Origin of the sequence: Stieleria magnilauensis (assembly GCA_007753675.1) — a bacterium.
In the GTDB taxonomy this organism is placed as follows: Bacteria; Planctomycetota; Planctomycetia; order Pirellulales; family Pirellulaceae; genus Stieleria; species Stieleria magnilauensis.
Genome location: CP036432.1, coordinates 6900487 through 6916368, shown reverse-complemented (window position 1 = coordinate 6916368; position 15882 = coordinate 6900487). Strand labels below are relative to the sequence as shown.

Sequence of the window (15882 nt, the reverse complement as noted above, 5' to 3'; positions counted from 1 at the left end):
TGATACCTTTCATCATGCGACCACGCTTGAATCCGTTCTGTCCGCTGTTGGCAGCCCTGGCGATTGTGATGTTGTGCCAATGGAGTGCGGCATCCGAAGTGCCGACCGATCACGCGGAGTTCGCCGTGCTGCCGGCGACGATTCAATTGCAGGGCCGCGAAGCCCGCCAGCGCGTGTCGATCGTCGGCGTCCGCGACCAGATGCCGTCGGCGGTGCTCGATCAAAAATCCTACTCCATCACCATCGAAGACCCCGCGATCGCTACCCTCCAGGACGGTGTCGTGACGGCGCTGGCCGATGGGGAAACCACGCTCCGTTGTCAGGTCGGCGCACAAGTGATCGATGTTCCGGTGGTCGTCTCGGGAACCGAGTCGGCACATCGTTGGAGTTTCCGCAACGACGTGCAGTCGGTGCTCGCAAAAGCCGGATGCAACATGGGGTCGTGTCATGGCGCGCTGGCCGGCAAGGGCGGGTTTCGTCTCTCGCTGCGCGGCTATGACAACCAAAGCGATTTCTTGTCGATCACGCGTCAGGCGCGCGGCCGCCGGATCGAAATGGCCGATCCGGGACGTAGCTTGTTGTTGGCCAAACCGACCGGCGCCTTGCCGCACAAAGGCGGACTGCGTCTGGATGTGGATTCGCATGACTATCACGTGATCAGCCAATGGATCGCCGATGGCGCCGAAGGCCCCAGCGACGATGATCCGACGCTGGAGCGCATCAGCGTCATGCCCGAAAACGCGATGTTGTCGCCGGGAGACACGTCCCAGGTTTTGGTCAGCGCCCACTACGATGACGGACGCGTCGTCGATGTCACCCACTGGGCAAAATTCACGGCCACCGATGAAGCCGTCGCCAGCGTCGATGAGGACGGTCTGGCGCTGGTGCGAGGAAGCGGCGAAGCGGCCGTACTGGTCTGGTTCGGCAGCAAAGTCGTGCTGGCCCGGATGACGGTCCCCTACGAACACGACGTGCCGACGGAACGCTACGAGGACGCGCCGCGGCGAAACTTCATCGATCAAGAAAACTTGGCGCAGCTGCGAACGTTGAATCTACTGCCATCGCCGCGCTGTAGCGATGAAACGTTCTTGCGACGTTCCACCCTGGACACGATCGGGCGTCTGCCCACGCCGGAGGAACGCCAACAGTTCCTCCAGTCCGACCCCCGCGATCGACGCGATGACTGGATCGAACGACTGTTGGCCAGCGACGACTTTGTTTCCTATTGGGCGTACAAGTGGTCCGACATGTTGCTGATCAACGGCACGCGTTTGCGACCGATCGCCGTGAAGACGTACTACGCGTGGGTGCGTGACCGCGTCCAACGTAACCAGCCCTGGGACGAATTCGTCCGCGAGATTTTGACTGCGACCGGACGCAGCGATGAAAACGGGGCCACCAATTTCTACGCGCTGCATCAATCGCCCGAAGACATGACTGAAAACGCATGCCAGGCCTTTCTGGGGCTTTCGATCGGCTGCGCCAAGTGTCACAACCATCCGCTCGAAAAGTGGACCAACGATCAATATTACGCGATGGCCAACCTGTTCGCCCGTGTCCGCGCCAAGGGCTGGGGCGGTGACGGTCGCAACGGCGACGGCTTGCGCACCCTGTACGTTTCGACATCGGGCGAATTGATTCAACCCAACCGCGGCCATCCCCAACCGCCCGCCCCGCTGGATGCCCCACCGATCGCGTTTGATGATCCGGACGATCGGCGACAGGTCCTGGCGGCTTGGATGACCGATCCCGACAACCCGTATTTCGCCCGCTCGATCAGCAATCGCGTTTGGGCCAACTTCTTCGGCCGCGGGTTGGTCGAACAAGTCGACGATTTACGCCTCAGCAACCCGGCGTCCAATGAATCGCTGCTGACCGCGCTCAGCGATCACGTCGTCGACGTCGACTTTGATTTAAAGCAACTGATGCGGACGATTTTGCAAAGCGAAACGTATCAGCGGAGCAGCGTTGCATTGCCGGAAAACGGCAGCGAAGGAAAGTATCACAGTCGGTACTATCCCAAACGCTTGATGGCCGAAGTCATGCTGGATTCGATCGATCAGGTTCTGGGAACTGCGACGACCTTCAACGAAGTGGCGTTTCCCGGAGCGGACCGACAAAAGACCGATTTCTATGAATCCGGAACACGTGCGATCGAATTGTTTGACGCGTCGGTCAATTCGTACTTTCTGAAAACCTTCGGTCGCAACCCACGCGAAATCACCTGTGAATGCGAACGCAGTGACGAACCGAGTATGGTTCAGGTTCTGCACCTGTCTAACGGTGACACGCTGAATCCGAAATTGGCCGCCGAGCGAAACGTCATCACCGAAGCAATCGAGCAAGGCCTCGATGACGAAGCCATCATCCGTTCCCTATTTCTTCGCGGGCTCTCTCGTGAGCCCCAGGAATCGGAAATGGATACCTTGCTGGGCGTGCTGTCAGAGTACGGCCAGCAGGATCGCCTGACCGGGCTGCAAGATGTCGCATGGAGCGTGCTGACGAGTACCGAGTTTACCTTCAACCACTAAAACGCAATTCGCCGCCGACGATCGTGTGTCGGACCCGGCCGATCAGTTCCATGCCGGCAAACGGCGTGCTGATACAAGTCGATCGAAACTGACTCGGATCAACTTTCCATCCCGCGTTGGGATCGATGATGGTGACATCGGCCGGACGGCCGATGCCGAGCGTGCCGGCGTCCAGGCTGGCGATCTGTGCCGGGCGCGTCGACATGCGGTCGATCAATTCGATCCAATCCAAGGTGCCGGTTCGCACAAGCGCCGTCGCGGCCGTGGCCAAGGCGGTTTCCAGCGAAGAGATTCCGAACGGCGATTGATCCAGATCGTTCATCATCTTTTCGCGACTGCGCGGCATGTGGCCGGACTGAATCGCGTCGATCGTTTTGTCTTTGACTGCCTGGCAGAGCGTCGCCACGTGGCGAGGGCTGCGCAGCGGCGGGTGAACCTTAAACCGGGACTCGTAAGACCGCATCGCCGCGTCGCTCAACATCAAATTGTGCGGACACACCGAAGCGGTCACGACAACGCCGCGCGATTTGACGCGCCGCAACATGTCGACGGCCCCCATCGTGCTGACCGGGCCGACATGCAGCCGACCGTCGGTGGCCTCGGCCAAGCGGACATCGCGCGCGACCGCCAAGTCTTCCGCTTCGGTCGGTAACCCTTTTAATCCCAGCACCAGAGAAACCTGTCCGTCATGCATCACGCCGCCGAGCGCCAATTCGGGGACTTCGGGCGAATCAAAAATCGGACGGCCGAGCATGCGGCAGTATTCAAGCGCTCGCTTCAATAGCGCGTCGCTCGGCGCGGCGCGGGGGGCATCGCTGAACGCGACCGCACCGGCTTCGGACAACAGGCCCAGTTCGGCCATTTGTTTGCCGGAACGCCCCTTGCTCAGGCAACCGACGACGTAAACCCGCGCGCCTCTTGCCTCCGTCGCTTTTTGGCGAACAAATTCGACTGCGCCGTGCGAATCGATCACCGGGTCGGTGCTCGATGCGGCCAAGATCGACGTGTAGCCGCCGGCCAATGCGGCGTGTGATCCGCTGAGGACCGTTTCGTCTTCTTCGAAACCCGGCTCTCTGAGTTCGACTCCCAAATCCACCAAACCCGGCGTGACCAGGCATCCGCCGGCGTCGATGACCTCGCAGTCCTGGGGGATGTCGCCGTCACTCGGATCAACCGTCGCGAACACGCCGTCGACCATCAGGATTCGACCGCCACGATTCAGGTTTTGGCTGGGGTCGATCAACGTACCGTTTTCGATCAGCAGGGGCTTCTTCATCGGTTGAACGATCTCTTCAATTCCTAAGCGGAGGCTTTGTTGGCGTTGCGGTATCGGTCGTCGGCCGCAGACAACAAGTACAGGGCCGACATGCGGACGGCGATTCCATTGGTGACCTGTTCCAGGATCACCGAGTGCGGACCATCGGCGACTTCTGGAGTGATTTCGACGCCGCGGTTGATCGGCCCCGGCGCCATGATCAGGATGTTCTCTTTGGCTTGGCGCATACGCGCGGCGTTCATCGCATACAACGCCGCGTACTCGCGGACACTCGGGAACGGCCGCGCGTGCTGGCGTTCGAATTGAATTCGCAGCAGGTTCAAGACGTCACAGCGCGGCAGAATCTCGTCCAAGTGGTGGGCCACTTCGAATCCCAATTCCTGCCAGCGGGGGCTGACCAGGGTGGGCGGCCCGCAAATGATCACGTGGGCCCCCATCCGTTTCAGTCCCCAGATGTTGCTGCGCGCGGTGCGGCTGTGGGCGATGTCCCCGACCAAGGCAACGGTCAATCCCTCCAGGCTTCCGCGATGTTGGCGAATCGTCAACAGATCCAGCAGACCCTGAGTCGGGTGTTCATGCGGACCGTCGCCGGCGTTCAACACACAACAGCCCAATTCTCGGGCCAGCAGGTTCGGGGTTCCAGGCGTCCCATGGCGGGTGACTACCCAGTCCACGCCCATCGCTTCGATCGTCTTGGCGGTGTCGGCGAACGTCTCGCCCTTGGCGGTGCTGGAACCACTGGAGCCGAATTCGACCGTGTCGGCGCCGAGTCGTTTGGCCGCCAACGAAAAACTGTTCCGCGTCCGCGTGCTGTTTTCGAAAAACAGGTTCGCACACGTTTTGCCGCTCAACAGCGACAATTTACGGCGACAACCTTCGGTCGCTTCTTTCAACCGACTCGCGACGTCCAGCAAGATGGTGATTTCTTCAGCGGAAAGGGATTCCAAATCCAATAAGTGCCGGCGATCCCAACGCTCCGCAAACGATGTCAAATCAGGCACGCTCATCAAGCACCTTTCTCCGTGACCAGCCGAATTCTTGTTCCCAGGGGCTACGGAGCGTTAGCCTAATGAATTGATGGCAAATCCGCGAGCGGGCGGAAAACAAGCTGAATCGGTCCTTCGTCGAACCGCCCGCCCCCTGTGAATGCGGCTGAATCATGCTCGGCGACCTGGTCCGGGGCAAGCAACTCGAATTATTTTGGCAGCCCGTCCGAGCGTATCCGCACGATCGGGAGGCTGGACCAACGCAGGGCGAGGGGGCGGCTCTGATGCGAAGACATTTTTTTCTTTTTCCAGGCTTTCCCGTGGAGCGACTGTCGTGCGGCAAGCCTGGGGACGACGGTGGTTGAGTTGCGGTCCCCTTTGTTGAAGAGGTCGTGCCGTTTTTAAGTCGTGGATCACAAGGGGTTTTCGTCACTCTCCCCCTGGGCATTGGTATCGACACATCTTTTGTATGTCAGATCTGTTCTGAGTGGATGGTTTCGGCCAACGGCCATACACAAATGCCTCGCACAAACGCGAAGGTTGTGCATGGCCGTTGGCCAAATTGAACCTCATTGCGATGCGGTTCCTGGGGCGGCGCAACCCTCGCAAACGCTCGGTTTGCTTGCCCCAGGCTATGGATATGTATGCCCTTTGGGCAAGAAGCGGCTTGTGTAGATACCAATGCCCTGACAGGGAGGGGCGAGCGCACCGAGGAGAGGGTTTTTGTTGCTACTCGGGACGCAACCCTGGCCGGCGAAGTGAACACCGCGATTGACCGTTCAACCTCCCTCGCTTCGCTCGATCCTCCTGCCAGGAGGGTGACCTTAAGAACCGCACGGCCTCTGAACAGGGAGGGAGCGCGCTTGACCAACGGCACATCATTTGCCGCGTTTGGGGACATCTTTGTGACGCCCACCTTGAGAGGAGTCGTCCATGACGCGCGCGATCGTCTTGCATTCTCTGCTGCTGACACTGGCAATGCCGCTGACGCTGTTGCTGTGCACGGAAACGCGCGCCGCCGATCCGGCACCGCTGCGGTGGGATCGATCGGAGTCTTCGGTCGCGCTCGTTCGTGGCCAACAGGTCCTTTGGCGATTCCATCACGGCTCCACGTTGGATGTTCCATATTTTCACCCGTTGAGTACCAAGGGCGGGCGCGTGCTGACCTGGGATCGCCCGGCCGATCATGCCTGGCATCACGGTTTGTGGTTCTGTTGGAAATACATCAACGGGGTCAACTACTGGGAACATGACCGGCAGACGGGCAGGCCGGCCGGGCGTACCGAGACGACGGACGTCAAGGTGGAAACGCGCGATGATCATTCCGCGCGGATCTCGCTTGCGTTGGCCTACCATCCCGACGGCGACGACGAAGTCGTGCTTCGCGAACGACGACGGATTGTCATTTCCGCGCCGAATGCCCACGACGAATACAGCTTGGATTGGATTTCCGAATTCACCGCCGGCAACAATCGCGTGGAATTGGATCGCACGCCACCGAAGGAACAATCGTGGGGCGGTTATGCGGGGCTGTCGGTGCGATTCGCGAAAGAAATGGTTGATCGTCAAGCGATCAGCGAACGAGGCCCCGTCGAATTCGGACCTGGCAACCGGCATCGCAGCCGAGCGACGTCGATCGATTACAGCGGCACCATCGACGGCGACCCGGTTGGATTGGCGTTTCTGGATCATCCCCAGAATCCCCGACATCCCACGCCGTGGTACATCATCCGCAGCCCCGTGACGGGCTACGTGAACGCGGCTTTGCTGAATGATGAGCCGATGGCGCTCCAGCCGGGCAGGAGTATGACGCTGCGTTACCGAGTGATCGTGCATCCGCTCCGCTGGGATGCGGCGCGTCTGAAAACGGAACAAACACGCTTTCAGCAATCTTCCCTTTCATTTTGAGAGTCTGACTCCCATGGGCACGACATCGATCTGCCGTCGCGGCTTCCTCAAAACATCTGCCGCGTCGATCGCCGCCATCGGCGTTCCAACCATCGTTCCGTCCTACGTCTTGGGAAAGAACGCACCCAGCAACACGTTGCGGATCGGCTGTATCGGTACCGGACGGATGGGGCATGGGGACATGAATGCCTGTTTGCGCAGTGGTTTGGAACCGCAGACCAACGCCCACATCGTGGCCGTCTGCGATTTGGATCGTCGGCGGGTGGAGCACGCAAAACAGCAGTGCGACGCGATTTACGCCGACAAGCTGACCGATCGTCCCGGACCGACGATCGAAATGTTTGAGGATTATCGTGAGTTGCTTTCGCGAGACGACATCGACGGAGTGACGATCTCGACGCCCGACCATTGGCATGCACTCAATGCGATCGCCGCGGTCGAGTCCGGCAAGGCCGTGTATTTGCAAAAGCCGTTGACGTACACGATTGCGGAAGGGCAGAAACTGGTCGCGGCAGTGAGAAAACACAATGTCGTCTTGCAGACCGGATCGCAGCAACGTTCCGATCGAAGATTTCGTCTGGCTTGTGAATTGGTTCGCAGCGGACGCATCGGCAAGCTGCACACGATTCGCGTTCAACTGCCGACCGATACCGGCACGGGAAAGGACGTCGCGATGCCGGTTCCCGAGCAGCTCAACTACGACATGTGGCTCGGCCCGACGCCTCGGATGCCCTACACCGAACATCGCGTTCATCCGCAAGCGGACTTCAGCCGACCGGGCTGGCTGCAGATCGAATCCTATTGCCGCGGAATGATCACCGGTTGGGGCGCGCACATGTTTGATACCGCCCAGTGGGGACACGGCTCGGATGATTCCGGACCGGTCGAGATGGAGGCCAGTGGTGAATTCCCAAGCCGCGGATTGTTCAACGTCCACACCGAGTTTCAGGCCGAAGGGCGTTATGCCGACGGGGTCAAACTGTTGGCCAGTTCTGGCAAACCGGCCGGTGTCACGTTCCAAGGCGAGGCCGGATCGATCTCCGTCACACGTTCCAGTTTGACTGCCGAGCCGAGTGGCATTCTGCGAGAGCCGATCGGTGAGGGTGAAGTGCATCTGTACCAAAGTGACAACCACATGCAGAACTTTCTGCAGTGCATACGGACACACGAAGAGCCGATTTGTCCGGTCGAGGTCGGGCATCGTTCGAACAGCATCTGTGTGATCGCGCATGTGGCAATGAAGCTGGGACGCAAACTTCGCTGGAACCCGGTGACGGAGCGGTTCATCGATGATCAAGCGGCCAACGCTCTGCTCGATTACGACCATCGAAAACCGTGGACCGTTTGACGCACTGGAGCAAGATAGATAAGGACCAACTGTGAAACTTCATCGACGCCAATTCGCGGGGGCTGTTGCAGCGGTGACTGCCCCGCTAGTCCGATTCGCCCGTGGGCAGGAACCCGCCAACATGAAGATTGACCGCATCGAGTTGTTCCCCTTGCGCTATCCGTTGACCGGCTACTTCAAGTTCTTTACCGGGCCGCACGGTTCGCTGGGACGTGCAGCCGTCGTGGTCAAAATCACCGCTGACGACGGAACGGTGGGTTGGGGCCAGAGTATCCCGATCGCGAAGTGGAGCTACGAAACGCTGGAGACGGCCACCCTCGTGCTGCGCGACTACTACGCGCCGGCGCTGGTCGGTCGCGATCCGAACGACATCGACGGCGCCTTGGTGGCAATGGACTCCGTGATCGCGCCGGGCTTTACCACTGGCATGCCGATCACACGCGCCGGCGTGGACCTGGCGCTTCATGACTTGATGGGCAAGGTGCGCGGCCAGTCTCTCGCGCAGATGTGGGGACGCGAAACCGGTGGGCCGATCACGCTCAGCTGGACCGTCAATGTGCAGCAACTGGCCGAGGTGGATCGGGTGATGGAGGAGGGCCGTCGTCGCGGATATCGCAATTTCAATATCAAAGTGGCGCCTGATCCTGAATTTGACATCCAACTGGCCCGACGCGTGCGGAAAAACGCCCCCGAGGGCTTTCTATGGGCCGACGCCAATGGAGGCTACGATCCGGCCACCGCGTTGGCGACCGCGCCACAGTTGGCCGATGCCGGTGTCGATGTGCTGGAGGCACCGCTGAAACCGAACCAGATCAGCGGTTATCAAAAACTCAAACAGCAAGCCGCGTTGCCGATTCTGATGGACGAAGGGGTGATCAGTCCGACCGATCTACGCGAGTTTTACAAAGCGGGAATGTGCGATGGCGTCGCGATGAAACCGTCTCGATGCGGCGGCTTGCAATCGGCGCGGCAACAAATTGAATTCTGTCAGCAACAGGACTTGATGTGGCTGGGCAGCGGGTTGACCGATCCCGACATCTCGCTGGCGGCAACTTTGGGACTGTACGGAGCCTACGGCTTAAACAAGCCCGCCGCACTCAACGGGGACCAGTTCCTCACCGCCAGCGTGCTCAAGGTGCCGCTGCGAATCGAAAAGGATCAAGCCCACGTCCCGACCGGCCCCGGTCTGGGCATCGAAGTCGATGAGCTACAGTTGATCGAACTGATGAAACGCAGCGGAGGCGACAAACTGTTGAAGTAAATTGCGACTTGTCGATTTGAGCCCGATACCGCCGAGCGACGGACGGAGAAAGGGTTCTCGATGGTGGAGCGACAGTATGATTTGAAGTGGCAGGATGGGGAGACAAGGAGATGGGGAGACAAGGAGATGGGGAGACAAGGAGATGGGGAGACAAGGAGATGGGGAGACAAGGAGATGGGGGTGATAGATCGAAATGGGGCCTGCGGTGTTCCGGTTGCCAACCCATCATTCTGCCAACCCATCATTCTGCCAACCCATCATTCTGCCAACCCATCATTCTGCCAACCCATCATTCTGCCAACCCACGATTCTGCCAACCCACGATTCTGCCAACCCACGATTCTGCCATCCCACGATTCTGCCGTCCCGTCGTTTTGCCATCGCATCGTTGACGTCAGATTTCATCGTTCGGATTCCAGCCGGGCAGCGGGGATCTCGATGCTTCGCGAATGATGTTGTCGTGGACGAGAAAGCCTGCGTCTCCGACAAAATACGAATGCGTCTGGTCGACCATCAGATTGTAGGCTTCGCTGTCCACACCTCCTTCGGTCACGTCGATCGGAGTGGACCGGTGAATCTCGCGGAGTCGATCGCCTGGATTCAGTTCCTTCGCCATCGTCCATCCTCGCCCGACGACCCAGAACGGATGGCCGACCGTTGCGGTGATCAACTCGCCACCGACCGCGATCTGCATCGTGTCGCTCGGCGGTCGAATGCTTGTTTGAAGCACTAGCCGATACGACAGCTCACCCGTCGTCAGATCCTGGGAAAGCACCTTGTCGCCCGGCCGAATCCCTTCGATGGGCCGTTTGCCTGTCTCGGTGTGAACCAACGTGCCTGCCGGAAAACACTCACAGCGACGCGCTTGCGGCGCGCGAATGGTACGCCGACGATAGTCCGTGTTGGTAAAGTAGTACTCCCGTTTGTAATCGGGGACCAGGTATTCGTTGTAGTGCTTCCACCAATCCCACCACAGGCTCGGAACATCGCCCATCTCTTCGCCCGTTGCGATGCGTAGGGCGTTGAAGATTCGACCATTGAGCTGCTCGGTCTGAGCATTCTTTTGCGCCACGGCTCGCTCGGTTTCGGCAATCTTGCGGCGATGCAAGGAAACTTCACGGGCAACAATTTGCCGATAGGCGGGGGTGGCACGGAATCGGGGGTCTTGGACGGTCAAGCCCGCGTTGGTCGATTGGAACAGGTTGATCGCGTCGTCGGGACGCTCTTGTCGCAACCGCGTATGGCTGATGACCGTGTATCCGATCGCGTTGAGGCTGGACACGGCTTGAATGGGTGACTCCAATTGATCCAGATATTGTGGCGCATAAGCATGGACCGGATGTTCGGCCAACTTTCGTGCCGCGGCTTCTCGTGCGTCGGTGTCACTCAAGTTCAGTGAAAGTCGAACCAGCGCGTCGGCGGAGTCTTGCGCTTGGATGCTGCCGATCGTGTCGACCAGATGAATTTGCAAATTCGTGTCAACGCGCCGCACCAGTTTTTCCATGGCAGCAACGGCCTCGGGATCATCGATCGCGGCTAAATGCTTCCAGGCATCCGATTCTTGGGCCGATGGAGTCGATTCCAGTTCTCGCCGCAATCGATTGAGCGTGGGTTCCCATTTGCGAAGTGCCCGCTTGTCATCGATCAACGACTGCTTGTAGGCGTCCACTTCTTCCTTGGTCATCAGCTGGCCGCGGAATTCCCGCAGTTTGAGTCGTTTCCGTGCTTCGTCATGATTAGGATCGCTTGCAATGACGTTCCTCCAGTGCAATTGCTCGCGATCTTCCATCTCGTTGATTCGACACCAACGCGCGAGCGCAATCTCTCCGGCCAGTGTTCCGGCGTATCGATCCCTCAGGAAACTGTATTGGGAAAGAACATCGTTTGATGCATTGAGTGACGCCGACCGCTGGACTGGCATCCATCGATCATCCTGTTTGAGAAACCCAGACATCGATCGGGCCGCCGAATCGTTGGGATTCTGCCTGATCGCGCTGGTCAGATACATCTCGCGTTTTTCGGAGTCGCCATCCAGCTCGGCCCGCAAGGCTTGCTGAACCAGCGAGCCGGAATCCGGTTCACCGTCCCCCGCGAACAGACGGCTTGAGGCACAGAGCGCCAGGGCCAGTGGAAAGGCGGTCAGAAGACACGACGCCTGGAAGAGAGAATGGCAACGTCTGCGGTCCATCGGATGGCCCCTTGCGTGAGGGAACTTCGTTCGCTTTTGGAACACCGCTTGCCTGCAACAATCGCGCCACCAGAATGCTTGATGCAGCAATTCAACTGTTGGCAATGCATTTGCACCGTCGGGCAGTTTGATGCGCCGCGCTGCGCGCGATCGACTCGATCACACCCGCGTCTCATCTTTATACACCATCCCGATCCCCGCGACACGCTTTGGCAGCGCGGTCGCCCCCTGTCTCGGCAGGATCGCCCGGCATTCGCCGTTGACCTCTGCGGCGACAGCGATCGATCGGTCGACCGAAGGCGTACAGCCTGCAAAGTCCACCTGGACTGCACGCATCTCACGAGGACTGGGCGACATCAGACGTCTGGTGAGCGGTGTGGAGCATCCGTCGACCTAGGCTTTCGCTGGATCCGATTTTCACTCAAGGGACGATTAACATGACCTGGGAAGACGCATTGATACCGTCGCTGATCGCCGTCTCGTGTTCGATGTTGGCCAAATTCATCGAAGTCAGGCTACGCAAGCATCGGCTGTTCGCCGATTCGGGTGAAGCCGAACGCCTCGATCCGGAATAATCAAATGAAGTGAGGGCAACCGTTCTACCTGCCCAGGTTCGGCTTGCTCGCTGGGGCGACCGGCGAGTACGAGCCGTTGGTGTCTAGGCTTCAGCCGATCCTTGTTCAGCTGTTCGAGCGCCGAAGGCGTCGTGGAAGAGCGCCTGAAGGCTGCACACCAACGGTTCGGACACCATGCCCGTGACTGCCGGTGATTCGCAAAGGGCTTTGGCCGAACAGACAAGCTGTCGGTTGATGGTTTGCCGAGTGGCTCGTTCCCGGCTTACGTCGCTGTCGCTCGTCGCGGTCACTTACGCCCTTCTAGATAATGAGCTCGGCATCCCGCCTCGCACTGTTCTGATCGGGCTCCGCCCTCGGCGTCGGTGCTGCTCGCTCGCGCTCGGCGCTATTCTCATCCTTCGGTCACTTGCAATCACCTCCGCGGGCCGCCGGCTCCGCTCGGACGATCCCTCCCACACTCCGGTCGCCGAACGATGGCCCGCTCGATTACTCCACCGCCATCATCACTCCCACTCTCCTTGTCTCCCCCTCTCCGTGTCTCCCTCTCTTGCTTCCCGCTCCCTGCCATCGTTCTCCGACGGACATCCTGTCCCCGACGGGTGTCAGTCGACGGGCATCCTACCCGCCGTGCCTAACCACGACGATCGCACCAAAATTAGGCTGCAAACAGGAGTTTCTCGAGGAATTCGCTGTTCCAGCCAGCGATTTTTCGCTTCCGCCTGAGGCTCTTCTTCCGAGTGTCTCGCTTGAGAAGCGTCGTCACAAACCGACGAGCAAAGCTCATGTTCGATGTCGCGTTCTTGGTTCGGAGCCGACTGGAGTCCTCATGAAACACGACATCGAGGACCCAGTGCATGCTCTCTATACTCCAATGGCTACGAGCACAATTTGAGAATTCATGCACCCGCGCCGGTCGGCTCGAAATGTAGTAGCGAACATCGCTTGATTGCCGGTCACCACGAGTCGTGCAAGTATTCGCTTGGCAGATACTTTTTGCTCCTTTCCACTGGTCGGTCAGTTCGCGAAGTGCTTTTGGAATTGGGCAGGTCGCATAGAAGCGTTCCTCTTCACGCGCGGCCTGCTTTCCTGTGGTCGTCATTGCCCGAACACCGTGGGCTGTGAGCCCATCGTTATGGGCCATCTCAAAGTGATCGGCGATGGCAGCACAGAGCTTGGGATGGTTGTCTTTGACAGCGAACAGATAGTCGCCACCTCCCTCGACGATCTTTTCAGCAATCGACTTTTGGCATCCCATGGCATCGAGCGTCACGATCGAATTGCGTAAGTCGATTAGATCGAGCAATTCGGGAATTGCCGTGATTTCGTTGGACTTTGAGTCGACCTCGGTTTGCCCAAGCGTGACACCATTTGCGGTCGCCCAGGCACTGACGATATGAATCGCATCAGATTTCTCCGCATCGGTATAGGATCCGCGCACCGTCTTGCCATCGATCGCAACGTGAACGGGACGATTGTCGTCCTTGCTGGCGTGATCCCAATTAATCTCGCAGAGATGAGCGTGCCATTGAAGCAGCGCCTTCTGAAACTCGGCTGGTTTGATCAGGGACAACACTCGCGTGATGGTATCGTGAGACGGAATGCCGGCATCAAAGTCGGCGAATTTGGATAGCCAATCCAGTTTCTCACCACCGAAGCTTTCGATCTCATCAGGTCCGTCCGCGCCTGCGATGACCGCCGAGACAACCAAAAACAGAATCGAGTTAAGTGGATGGATTGTCCGGCCTGCGACTCGCGGGTCGCCGACCTGATCAAAACACTCGTGAAACACATCGATTTGGGAAGCCATTGCCATCTCCATAACAGGGCAGTGAAAAACCAGTCTGGCTGAATTTATTGGCAGAGGGGTTCACTGAGGCAAGGCTTCGACGAATACTGAAACCAGATTTTGGTGCGATCGTCGTGCGTGCCTAACGGCGTTCTTTCATGCCCGAGATGTGCGGTGTCGTCCAATCGGTAAAGGAAGATGGCCAAGCGTTGCGGCGGAAGTCGGCTCGGTCCTGCGTTCACATCAATCGTCCGCCTCATTTGGTCACCGTCTGTGGGTGCTGGCTTCGCATTAAAAAACTCTTCCCCTTTTTCTCTTCCTCATATCTCGCGAGTTGCCGATCAAAAAGCTGGCCCTAGTTTTTTGACCTCAGCGTCTCCTCCTTTTTCTCCCTACGTTCGGGTGCAAAACCAGTTGCTTGGGCCCCTGTAGGAGAATCTGATAAAAGATAGTGATTCACATATCCAATTCTATTGCCCTTTGCTTTATGGATCAAGTGCAGCAATCCCTGGATCTTCTTACTCGATTTGAGGCCACCTGCTAGGTTCGAGAGCCTGAGAGGCAGTGTCCAAGCCATACTGTCTCCTTCGATTGCTGAAAAAACAAAGACGATGTCGTCTCGATGCAGCCTTCCTCCCAAACCGCTGCGCTGTTCTAGGTCGGCCCTCAAACTCTTAAGGTAATCCCGAAAATCACTCTCTCCGAACTGCGTTGTTCCGCTCAACTCCTGGCGTAATCGCCCTTCGCCGAGAATTGCCGACCACCGAGTTTCGTTACCGCGTTGCGATATCAATAGCGTTTCCGTACGAATTCCATCGCCAAATTTTGCAGAGACGCAAACCACGAGTTTTTGCGATTTAACGACAGTTTGAGTCTCTGCATGTGCATGCGGCGGTACGGCCAGAATAGTAGTGGTTAGACATGCGATGACTTTAGTAAGTGCTTGACCATACAGGGAACGGTAAGACCCGGTCTTCATCGCAAGTGCTCCAGTAAAGTTCTTTTTCGGGATCAAATGGATGCGCAATTGGATGCCCACCCGAATATGTCATTTCGATAAGCCCAAACCCGTTATCAAGCGATACTTGGCAATTGGAAGCACTGGTCGATCCTACTGTGACAGTGAGCCAAACATGAATGTAGACTTTGGGCGGCTTGCCATGTGAACTTGCCCGCAACTCCTTTGAAAAACACTTTGAACCAACTCGATCAAAGGCGGACTCGAATATCTGTGCCCAGTCGTAGCAGTACCAGCCACCAACTCTAATGGGATTTCTGTCCGGTGCACTGCTGAAGTTTGCTTGCCAAGCTGACAGCCACGCCTTCACAAGTAAAATCGGATCCGTGCGGCATTCCGCCTCGGTGCACTCGCATTGACAGCTCTTGCATGCAGCTTGCAACTTCGAAATCCCATTGTAGATCCCGCGAAGTCCGTCCAAGTAGTCAAACTTGTTCGGATGGGAAGGAGGAGTAATCGGGCAGCGAACGTCCACTTCACCAGTTGCAGTCCGGATGTAGCACGTGTTTTCGGGAGTTCGTTTCCAAATGAAGTTCCCTTGCTTGTCAATTCCAACCAGATCTTGCGAAGTGAGACCAGTTGGGTCAACGCGTAAGATTGAGAAATAATTCGCGTAGGCATTTTGGCCATCAACATATCCGAGAAGATCCTTCGCGCAAAACCGCCCACACACCGGATCATACATTCGAGCCCGGAAGTGGTAGAGTTCGAACTCCTCATCCCACTCCCTACCGGTGTAGGTGTAGCGGTTTCCTTCGGTCGTCGACGTGCGTCCCGTCCCGCTACCATCGAAGATCGACAATCCACCATACGCATCATACGCGTAACGTTCCTTAATCGTCCCACTCGAATCCGTCAACGCGTTGACACTGTACGCTGGCCGCGGAGGTTGCATCGGGCGAGGGTTGTAAGTGACACGCCACTTTCAGGGCGTGATTTGCGGGGCGAGCGACGCGAAGGAGAGGCCAATCTGCGGCTATGATTCAGAATTGAGGGGCCTCATGA

The 15882-nt window shown here is 58.1% G+C and carries 12 protein-coding genes; 5 read left to right on the top strand and 7 right to left on the bottom strand.

Annotated features, from left to right (window positions below):
• Window positions 1-14 precede the first annotated feature (14 nt).
• Window positions 15-2531: a DUF1549 and DUF1553 domain-containing protein gene (locus TBK1r_RS24760; protein WP_419580359.1), complete on the top strand. Its 2517-nt coding sequence runs from the start codon at window positions 15-17 to the stop codon at window positions 2529-2531.
• Here the strand turns inward: TBK1r_RS24760 and TBK1r_RS24755 are convergent.
• The gene (locus tag TBK1r_RS24755; protein ID WP_145216945.1) at window positions 2521-3807 is read right to left on the bottom strand and encodes a dihydroorotase; all 1287 of its coding nucleotides are present in this window, start codon (window positions 3805-3807) and stop codon (window positions 2521-2523) included. The genes TBK1r_RS24760 and TBK1r_RS24755 overlap by 11 nt on opposite strands.
• A gap of 23 nt (window positions 3808-3830) precedes the next feature.
• The gene (locus tag TBK1r_RS24750; RefSeq protein ID WP_095738352.1) at window positions 3831-4814 is read right to left on the bottom strand and encodes an aspartate carbamoyltransferase catalytic subunit; all 984 of its coding nucleotides are present in this window, start codon (window positions 4812-4814) and stop codon (window positions 3831-3833) included.
• 912 nt (window positions 4815-5726) lie between these two features.
• Between TBK1r_RS24750 and TBK1r_RS24745 the strand changes: the two genes are divergently transcribed.
• The 3 genes from TBK1r_RS24745 (at window position 5727) to TBK1r_RS24735 (ending at window position 9310) form a co-directional block, all read left to right on the top strand.
• Window positions 5727-6701 (top strand): DUF6807 domain-containing protein, encoded by a 975-nt coding sequence (locus TBK1r_RS24745; RefSeq protein WP_145216943.1) that lies wholly within the window; start codon window positions 5727-5729, stop codon window positions 6699-6701.
• A gap of 13 nt (window positions 6702-6714) precedes the next feature.
• Complete coding sequence (locus tag TBK1r_RS24740) at window positions 6715-8049, top strand: Gfo/Idh/MocA family protein (RefSeq protein WP_145216940.1); 1335 nt, start codon at window positions 6715-6717, stop codon at window positions 8047-8049.
• A 121-nt stretch (window positions 8050-8170) separates the two neighbouring features.
• Window positions 8171-9310 carry a mandelate racemase/muconate lactonizing enzyme family protein gene (locus tag TBK1r_RS24735; RefSeq protein WP_145216937.1) on the top strand — a complete coding sequence of 380 codons (1140 nt, stop codon included), beginning with the start codon at window positions 8171-8173 and terminating at the stop codon, window positions 9308-9310.
• Window positions 9311-9704: 394 nt separating this feature from the next.
• Here TBK1r_RS24735 and TBK1r_RS24725 read toward each other — a convergent pair whose 3' ends face one another.
• Together TBK1r_RS24725 and TBK1r_RS24720 are read right to left on the bottom strand one after the other, a co-directional pair.
• Window positions 9705-11498, bottom strand: coding sequence for a polymorphic toxin-type HINT domain-containing protein (locus TBK1r_RS24725; protein ID WP_145216931.1), 1794 nt, complete (start codon window positions 11496-11498; stop codon window positions 9705-9707).
• A gap of 159 nt (window positions 11499-11657) precedes the next feature.
• Complete coding sequence (locus TBK1r_RS24720; protein WP_145216929.1) at window positions 11658-11855, bottom strand: hypothetical protein; 198 nt, start codon at window positions 11853-11855, stop codon at window positions 11658-11660.
• 80 nt (window positions 11856-11935) lie between these two features.
• Here TBK1r_RS24720 and TBK1r_RS39080 point away from each other — a divergent pair, with 80 nt between their 5' ends.
• Window positions 11936-12073 (top strand): hypothetical protein, encoded by a 138-nt coding sequence (locus TBK1r_RS39080; RefSeq protein WP_419580358.1) that lies wholly within the window; start codon window positions 11936-11938, stop codon window positions 12071-12073.
• 655 nt (window positions 12074-12728) lie between these two features.
• Here TBK1r_RS39080 and TBK1r_RS24715 read toward each other — a convergent pair.
• From TBK1r_RS24715 to TBK1r_RS24705, 3 genes are all read right to left on the bottom strand, one after another.
• A complete protein-coding gene (locus TBK1r_RS24715; RefSeq protein ID WP_145207505.1) occupies window positions 12729-13892 on the bottom strand; it encodes an ISAs1 family transposase in 1164 nt (387 codons plus the stop codon).
• Between the two features lie 322 nt (window positions 13893-14214).
• Window positions 14215-14898 carry a hypothetical protein gene (locus TBK1r_RS24710; RefSeq protein ID WP_419581628.1) on the bottom strand — a complete coding sequence of 228 codons (684 nt, stop codon included), beginning with the start codon at window positions 14896-14898 and terminating at the stop codon, window positions 14215-14217.
• Window positions 14792-15772: an RHS repeat domain-containing protein gene (locus TBK1r_RS24705; RefSeq protein WP_145216923.1), complete on the bottom strand. Its 981-nt coding sequence runs from the start codon at window positions 15770-15772 to the stop codon at window positions 14792-14794. The genes TBK1r_RS24710 and TBK1r_RS24705 overlap by 107 nt, the downstream gene beginning before the upstream one ends.
• Window positions 15773-15882 lie beyond the last annotated feature (110 nt).